Annotated in this window: 2 protein-coding genes; one reads left to right on the top strand and one right to left on the bottom strand. The window is 41.4% G+C overall.

Features of this window, described 5'->3' with window-relative positions; all coding sequences use genetic code 11:
• Positions 1-357: 357 nt before the first annotated feature.
• Complete coding sequence (locus tag LD39_RS18740) at positions 358-1,836, top strand: alpha-amylase family glycosyl hydrolase (protein WP_035551662.1); 1,479 nt, start codon at positions 358-360, stop codon at positions 1,834-1,836.
• A gap of 60 nt (positions 1,837-1,896) precedes the next feature.
• On the opposite strand, the gene LD39_RS18735 is transcribed toward LD39_RS18740, so the two are convergent.
• Positions 1,897-2,268, bottom strand: coding sequence for a hypothetical protein (locus LD39_RS18735; RefSeq protein ID WP_035551659.1), 372 nt, complete (start codon positions 2,266-2,268; stop codon positions 1,897-1,899).
• Positions 2,269-2,541 lie beyond the last annotated feature (273 nt).

Here is a 2,541-nt window from a genome sequence, read left to right as displayed (position 1 = left end):
TTTTCAGTGGCTTCGACGGAGTCCGAGGAGGCTCGGCATCTGCCCGCGGAAAGCGAGCTGTTTTCCTTTCCCTCCCTCACTTTTCACTCTCAATTTCGAGTCTTCTGCAACCTGGAGCTTTTATGGGGTGAATTCGTGACATTTCCAGTTAGGAAATTATCTTTGAATACATAACGATTATACAAATGATTTAAAAGAGGGGTTTGAGGTATCAAGCGGTAATTGCTGATAAATCCACTTCATTAAATGTGACTAATTTATGTATTCGCTGTCAAAACCTTCAGATTGAATTGACGATAGGCGGGAGAAAGGGATACTCTAGAAGGGTTAGCATTAATGTGCGAAGGAGGAGCGGTAATGAGAAAATCAGTATTCCTTCTCATGGTCCCGTTACTTTTTTTATACGCCCTCCCCGTAGGAGCCGTGGAAAAAGAAGAACGAAAATGGCAGGATGAAAGCATTTATTACCTAATGGTCGATCGTTTCATGAATAGCAGCGTACACAACGATGACGGAGTGGACCCAAACAACCCTGATGCCTATCATGGTGGTGACATTCAAGGAATCATCGATCAATTGGACCACATTGAAGAACTTGGATTTTCGACAATCGAATTATCCCCAATCATGGCAAACAGTGAGCAAGGCTACCATGGTTATTGGATTGAAGACTTTCGCTCAGTAGAAGAGCACTTCGGGAGTCTAGAAGATGTTAAACGGCTTGTGGAAGAAGCGCACAAGCGAGATATGAAAGTCATGTTTGATATGGTAATTGGCCATACAAGTCCCGAGCATGCTTGGGTAGAGGATGAGACGAAAACGCAATGGTACACGGATGAAACGGAAGAGATCCAAAATCGTTGGCTGAAAGAAGCACCAGCACTGAATACCGATAATCCTGAAGTCCAACAATATTTATTGGAAACGGCAAAATTTTGGATAGACGAAACAGGAGTAGACGCGTTCAAACTTGTGGATGCTGCTGCAGTTTCTCCAGATTTCATCAAAGAATTTTCTGAGCATGTAACAACGTTGAGAGAAGATTTTTTCGTCGCAGCTGATGCAGCCAGCCCAGCTATAGATGGAAGAGTTGATGTAGCATTAAATGATCAAATTCGAAAAGTGTTTAAAACTTCAGGACAACCACTGAATGAGTTGTATGACATATGGACAGAAAACAAACAGCTTTATTCCAATCCAAATCAGATCTTACACAACATGGACAGTCCTGGTAATGTACGCTTCACTCATCTGACGGTACAAGAAAACAAAAACCCGATTACACGATGGGAACTAGGGCTGACATACTTGTTCACCTCTCCTGGAATTCCTGTGCTTTATTTTGGTTCAGAGGTTCCATTAGATGATGGAGGAGACCCTTCAAGCATACCTATGATGAACTTTAAAGCAGGAGATGAGCAGCTTCAGCAGCGAATTGAGAAGCTGACGTCTATGAGAGAACAATTTCCTGCTCTGACAAGAGGGGACTTTGAAGAGTTGCACAACGATAAGGGATTGGCGGTATTCAAACGGACGTATAAAGACCAGACGTTATTAATCGCTATCAATAATTCTGAAGAAACGAAAACAGCTGAGCTGACAAACTTAAAAGATGATCAGCAGCTTACTGGACTCATCCAAGACGGCATTATTCGGCAATCTGATGAAGGAATCTACCGTTTAGGGATGGAGCGAGAAACAGCAGATGTCTTCCTTCTCGAACCTGATCGGGGATACAACTGGTTATTCATCGGTTTTGTAGGCGGAGTATTAACTCTCTTCATAGTAGCTGTCACAGCGATTAGTATAAAAAATAGAAAAACCCAGAATGTGTGAAATATCTGTAATTAAAAAAAGAAGCACGCCCAAATTCCGGGCTTGCTTCTTTTTTGTATGCTATTCCAGCTCGTTTACGACATTGACTTCAAAAGAAAGGTCAGCTAGAGGCAAGTTTCCATTTTCAGAGACTAAGTCCAGTTGAAAGTTATATCTTCCTGTTTCTTTAAATGTAATAAACAGGAGGGCACAGCTGTTAATTGTAGGCTCTTCATAAATGAAAACTCCAATATCATTGAATGATACAGGGACAAACTGACCTTCGGTGTACATAAAAAGTTCAAAGGCTTCTTTCTGAGAAGGATTTCCTAATGTGGCGATAATACTTGCGTCTACACATACTAAATCAGCAGTAAGTGCGCATACTTGAAACGCTTGCTGCTCGTTTACTCTTACAGTACGAGGGATATTGCACGATAGACATTGAACCATAATCCATCCCCCTTTCTATCCTTTGCTAGCTGGTCTAGCTCTATATTCTATGAAAATTTTAAAGATAGTGGAGGGCGAATCTACTAATAAAAGTGTGGACTTTAATATAATGAGTCGGCTAAATCTTATTGTTTATCTTATTTGTGTTAAGTTCCCTATTCCGGAAGACTCAGTTTCGAGATTTCTTCCTATTTCCGTTGCCTTGGATAGAAAAAGGAGGTCCGGGAAATCACTCTCTTTCCATGGGCATGTGGTGAGCTTCCTCAGGCTTTG

This window comes from Halobacillus sp. BBL2006 (assembly GCF_000786645.1).
In the GTDB taxonomy this organism is placed as follows: domain Bacteria; phylum Bacillota; class Bacilli; order Bacillales; family Halobacillaceae; genus Halobacillus.
The sequence above is the reverse complement of the archived record's forward strand: the minus strand, read 5'-3'. Positions and strand labels throughout refer to the sequence as shown.